The sequence below is a fragment of the Mycobacterium sp. genome, assembly GCF_035603715.1.
Lineage (GTDB): Bacteria > Actinomycetota > Actinomycetes > Mycobacteriales > Mycobacteriaceae > Mycobacterium.
Genome location: NZ_DATNJW010000593.1, coordinates 1 through 5,133 on the forward strand (window position 1 = coordinate 1; position 5,133 = coordinate 5,133).

Genomic DNA, 5,133 nt, shown 5'->3' on the forward strand with positions numbered 1-5,133 from the left:
ATCAGCAGCCACACCTCAGGCGTGCGATATCACCGGGGCGCAAATTACTGCGCCACCCGAGATGCGTTTGCAGCGCGGACATATCACCATACGGGTTCAAACCGAACAAAGTCGGAGAAAAGAAGCGGAACGACTCAGCGCAGCGCCGGTAGCACCTGGTCGGCAAGCAGGTGAACCGACTTCCACGCTTCGTCGACCGGCATGCCGCCGACCAGGGGATGCAGCACCAGCGGCCCGTAGTCGGGAGCATCGCGGACTTCGGCGATCAGTTGACCGGGAGTCAGGAAGCGGTACCGTCCCGACTCCCGGACGTCTTCGAGCGTCTGAACACCGGGTAGGTGCATCAACGATCGTTGGTCAGCCGACCAGCCGCCGTACGTGACTGCCTCCCACAGGATGTGCTCGCCGAGCTCGGCCCAGGCCCGGTCAGGATCCTCATGTAGATAGATCATTCCGCGGTTGACCGGCCCGGGCATGATGACCAACGGCGTCAGGCCGACCTCGGCACAAAGCTCGCGATAGTGAGCCGCTACGTCGGGCAGGTGATCGGCGAGGCTGAGCGGCAACCGAAACCGCGCCGCCCTTCGTGCGGTGACCCGGGCACCGCCGCCAACGTACAGCGGTGGATGTGGCCGGGTCCACGACCCTATCTCCGCCCACACCGCCAGCATCCGCTCGATCAGACTGTCCATCAGTTGGCCGCGTTGGCTGAAATCGACTCCAAGCGAGTCATATTCGACCGTGCGGTAACCCAGGCCCACCGTGGTGTGCAGTCGACCGCGGCTCATGTTGTCGACCAAGGCGATGTCCTCGGCGAGCCGGACAGGGTTCCACAGCGGCCCCAGCGCGCAGTCCACGCTGGCGATCAGCGTCTTCGTCTGTGCCAGAAACATTCCGGCGGCCAGTATCGGGTTGCAACTCCATCCCTGTCCGGTGGCGTGGTGCTCGTCGATGCTGACCGTGAAGATCCCCCGCGACTCGCCCCATTGCGCCAATTCGATTGCAGCCCGGATCAGTTCGCCTTGGATCCGCGGCTCCCCCTGCGGCGAGGCGAAGTTGAAGCGCAGCACCGGAAGCACCATGCCAACCCTCCGGCTACGCGTCGGCCGGCGGCGCGGCCGACTTCAGGAACGCGGGAAAGTCCGGGAACAATTTGCGGTCGACGATCTCGACACGGGTGCCGAACGCGTCGATGTAGTAGGCGAACAGCGCCAAATCCGGCGGCGAAATGTCGGCGGTCGCCTCGAAGGCAAAGCCGTTGGCCTCCAGTGCTCGCGCGGTTTCGGCGAGGTCGTCGACGAAGTAGCCCAAGTGGTGCACCGAGTTGCCCGCTGCTGCCGTCCAGGGACTTTCCGGTACCTGCTGGATCAGTTCCACGTGCGGGCTCTGCAGCGAATAGACGAATGTCGAGGTGAGTTCCCGGGTTCCGTTCACGGTGCGAAACGGCAGCGTGTACGTCAGCGGGGTGATCCATCGGTAACCAGCCACCGCGCTGAGCCGTTCCATCGCGGCATCGAGGTCGGGAACGACGATGCCCGTGTGATAGTAGTCCTCCGGATTGAGTGCGAATGTCATTGATTTCCTTACAGTTTCAGACGCAATCGGATGCGCCGTCGACGACGAATACTGCGCCGCTGGTGTAGCTGCTTTGCTCGGTGCACAGAAACGCGATGGTGGGCGCGATCTCGGCGACCGATCCGAACCGCCGCAGCGGGATGTGGGCCAGCTCGGCCTCGACCAGTTCGGCAGCGCCGTGCATCGGCGCGGTCATCGGGGTGTCGATCGCACCCGGCGCCACCGCGTTCACGCGAATTCCCTTGCCCGCCCATTTGACCGCGAGATTTCGGGTGATGTTGACGATGCCGGATTTGGCGGCCCCGTAGCCGGGCACCAGCGCGACGGAGCGCAACGCAGACATCGACGCCAGATTGACCACGCTGGCGCCCCCCGCCGCTGTCGATGCTTTGAGCGCGCCGTACAGGCCGACCGTCAGGCGGTACGGCCCCGTCAGGTTGAGCGTCACCGAGGCTTCGAAACCGTCCGGCTTCGACTCATCAAGGCCGCCCGGGAAATTCGCGCCCGCGTTGTTGACCAGGACGTCGAGTTGGCTGAAGTTGCCCACCACCGCGTCCACCGAGTCGCGATCGGTGATCCGGAGCTGGTGGTACGCCATGCCCGACAGGTCCGCGTCGTAGTCGGCCGCCGACGGTTTGGTGCCGGTGATGGTGACCTGCGCGCCGGCGTCGCGAAACAACGACGCGGTGGCGTGTCCGATCCCGCTGGTTCCACCGGTGATCAACACCGTGGTCCCGGTGAAGTCGAAGCTGACCCGCGCGGTCATGCGTTTCTCGCTATTTGTTCGGTGATCCAGGCTCGCTCCCAGAAGTTGGTGCTGTCGCTCAACAGATTTTCGTGGGCCTGCGTCAGCACGTCGCGCGCTCCCGGATGATCGGCGGCCACCAGCTCGGCCAAGTGGATGGCGTGCAGCGGACGTCCCGCGGCCAGGTGCTCGCGTGCCCGCTGCACGAGCGCGTCGGCGCCGGCCAGCTCGACGACATCGGCGGCCACCTCGTCGAATCCAACCGGGTAGAGCTCGGTGGTGGAGCGGTGGTGAAACCAGCCGGAGTAGTTCTCCCAGATGGCACGCACATCCCACGCGACCTTTCCGTAGCCTTGGCCTACTTCGTATTCCGGCGGCACGGTGATTTCGCGCATCAGAGTCCGAACATCCTTGCCGGCGTTCATGCCTGCCACCGTCTGGTCGTGAATGTACTGGATGGCGTCGCGTAACCGGGTCAGCTCGGCGCGGATGCGTTCGGCGCCGGCGATCGGCGCGAAGTGACCGGTCACCAGGAGTTCGGGTTGCAGCTCACGGACCCGCTCCACCGATGCGATCGCGGTGAGCGCGTCTCGATACCGGTCGCCGCGCATCGTAACGAGGTTGGGAATGTGCCCGAAGATGGGCCCGAAGGTGTTCCCGCACAGACAAATTCGCTCGTCGGGTAGCCACAGCACCAGCGAGTCGTTGGTCTCGCCGCCCGGCACCGCGATCAGGTCTATCCGGCGACCGCCGACGTTCAGCGTGAGGGTGTCGTCGAAGTCGAGGTCGACGACCGGGATGCTCTGTCCCGGCAATCGCTTGGTGCCGAGTCGACGTTGGATGGCCTGAATGCCGGTCGACAGGGTGTTTTTGAACGCGAACGCACTGCGGTTGGCCCGGTACGGGATCAGCCGCTCGTTGTCGTCACGCCACAATGTCCAGTTCGACTGTGCGACAACCGTTGTGTCGGGATCGCGGACACTGTCCAGACCGCCGACATGATCGACGTGCCCCTGCGTGAAGACGATGTATCGCACCGGCGAGGAGTCGACAGCGTCGAAGTTGGCCCGGTGCACCGGCCCCTCGAAGCCCATGCCGGTGTTGACGATGACCCGGCCTTCGTCGGTGGTCAACAAGTACGAATTCGACAGGCCCGGTGAGCACCACAGCCCGGGGGCGATCTCCTCGGCCCGGTCGGCGCACGCCGGGGCCAGGCCGTCCGCACCCGGCCGGCTGCGATAGATGGGTTCGAACATCGCTGTGGACTCCTTCATTCGGGCCGGACGTCGAACCGGTCGAAGTAAAAGTCGAACCGCTGCCGCAGCTCGTCGGGCGAGATCCCGAAGTGTCGTTGCAGGTCATAGCGGATGCTGCCGTGCTTACCGCGCGGATTGCCGTCCAGGTACTGCTGGAAACGTCCACGCACCTTCGGCGTCAATTCGACGCCGCCACAACGGTAAAGCTGGTCGAGCAACGGCATTTCATTGCCGTTGAGGTGGTGGAAGCTGACGTCGATGCTGCGCTCGGCCGGTATCAGCTCGCGGTCGCGCACCCAGGCACTGAGTAGTCGCTCTACGCGGTCGCTCCAGTAGTCCAGCAGCCAGCCCGGCTCGATACTTTTGCGGCGCAGCCGATCTGAGTACGCCATCATTGTGATCGCCGACTGGATGACCGCGACCGGATCACGGTGGGTGAATGCGACTGTCGCGTCGGGGAAGGTCGCGATCAGCGGTCCGAGTTGCTCGCAGTGCTGCGGGCTTTTGAGGATCCAGGTTCGCGGGCCACGCAGGAACGTCAACGCCTGCAACACCTTCTTCATGTAGGCGTAGTGCCGATTCTGATCGAGGCTCAGGTAGTAGTCGCGCCAATCCGGTACGCGTGCATGCCATTCCAGTACGTAGGCGGCAAGGTCCAAGTCGAGCAGCTCGACTTCTTCCTCGATCGCTTCGGGGAACCGGTCGTGCATGGCCGCTACCACGGGGGCACTCGCCATCAACGCGTCGTGCTCGGCCTTCGCCCGCGCGTAGCGGGGATCGACGCCGAAGGTGTCGGGGCCGTCGCCGACAGCGGGGATCGGATCCTGGCTTTCCCAGTACGGCAGCGCCCGTCGGCGCGGATCGGCGGCGATGAGGTTCACCAGATGTGTGGTGCCTGACCGCGGCATACCGACGACGATGAACGGCTTCTCGATCGGGATCGACTTGATTTCGGGATACCGCTTGATGAGCTCGGTCAGCGACAGCCGGTTGCGCAACAGGCGAACGACTCGTTGCCGCAACGACGAGCGGGTGAGCTGCGTCAGACCTGCGTCCGCTTCGATCGCGGCGACGTGTGCCGCCAGCCGCTCGCTGAAACCGTCGTTGTCGTCCAGATCGTCGCCCACCCCCGCCTGAACGACGGCTTCGGCGAACATCCGGTCGATGTCGAATTCGACGGGCCTGGCTTCGGTGAATTCGAGAATCTGACGCTGGACCTCGGTCAGCCGGGGCGACGTCAGGTCGTCGAAGTCGATGTCAGCGACGTCGCGGTCCGCTGAAACCACAGGCCGCCTCCTCGACTCGATGCCGAATGCAGACTAGCGCCCAGGGCTGCGGCGTTTAGTCGCATCCGTCTGGGGTACGCCAAGTCAAACCGGGCCGCCCAGCCAACTGCCCGTAACCATCGACTTTTCGAACACTGGAGGTATGGGGCATGTCCGAGATGATCATTCAATCGCCCGACGACGTGATCGCGTTCCTGAAAGCTCAGCACAACCTCATCGAGGACATGTTCGACCAGGTGCTGCACGCGACGGACCCGGAGGCCCGGGAGAA

General features: G+C 64.4%; 5 protein-coding genes and 1 pseudogene. 1 reads left to right on the forward strand and 5 read right to left on the reverse strand.

The features are described 5' to 3' along the window. Positions 1 to 134: 134 nt before the first annotated feature. From VN856_RS24310 to VN856_RS24330, 5 genes are read right to left on the reverse strand one after another with little or no spacing between them, the layout of a single operon-like run. Positions 135 to 1,082, reverse strand: coding sequence for an LLM class flavin-dependent oxidoreductase (locus VN856_RS24310; RefSeq protein ID WP_325694043.1), 948 nt, complete (start codon positions 1,080 to 1,082; stop codon positions 135 to 137). 13 nt (positions 1,083 to 1,095) lie between these two features. Continuing rightward, positions 1,096 to 1,575 carry a VOC family protein gene (locus tag VN856_RS24315; RefSeq protein WP_325694046.1) on the reverse strand — a complete coding sequence of 160 codons (480 nt, stop codon included), beginning with the start codon at positions 1,573 to 1,575 and terminating at the stop codon, positions 1,096 to 1,098. Positions 1,576 to 1,591: 16 nt separating this feature from the next. Next, the gene (locus tag VN856_RS24320) at positions 1,592 to 2,341 is read right to left on the reverse strand and encodes an SDR family oxidoreductase (RefSeq protein ID WP_325694048.1); all 750 of its coding nucleotides are present in this window, start codon (positions 2,339 to 2,341) and stop codon (positions 1,592 to 1,594) included. Further along, positions 2,338 to 3,576 carry an MBL fold metallo-hydrolase gene (locus VN856_RS24325; RefSeq protein ID WP_325694050.1) on the reverse strand — a complete coding sequence of 413 codons (1,239 nt, stop codon included), beginning with the start codon at positions 3,574 to 3,576 and terminating at the stop codon, positions 2,338 to 2,340. The genes VN856_RS24320 and VN856_RS24325 overlap by 4 nt, the downstream gene beginning before the upstream one ends. Before the next feature lie 14 nt (positions 3,577 to 3,590). Continuing rightward, a complete protein-coding gene (locus VN856_RS24330; RefSeq protein ID WP_325694053.1) occupies positions 3,591 to 4,862 on the reverse strand; it encodes a sulfotransferase in 1,272 nt (423 codons plus the stop codon). Positions 4,863 to 5,011: 149 nt separating this feature from the next. On the opposite strand from VN856_RS24330, the pseudogene VN856_RS24335 reads away from it, so the two are divergent. Next, a pseudogene (locus tag VN856_RS24335) lies at positions 5,012 to 5,133 on the forward strand (hemerythrin domain-containing protein); the annotation flags it as partial.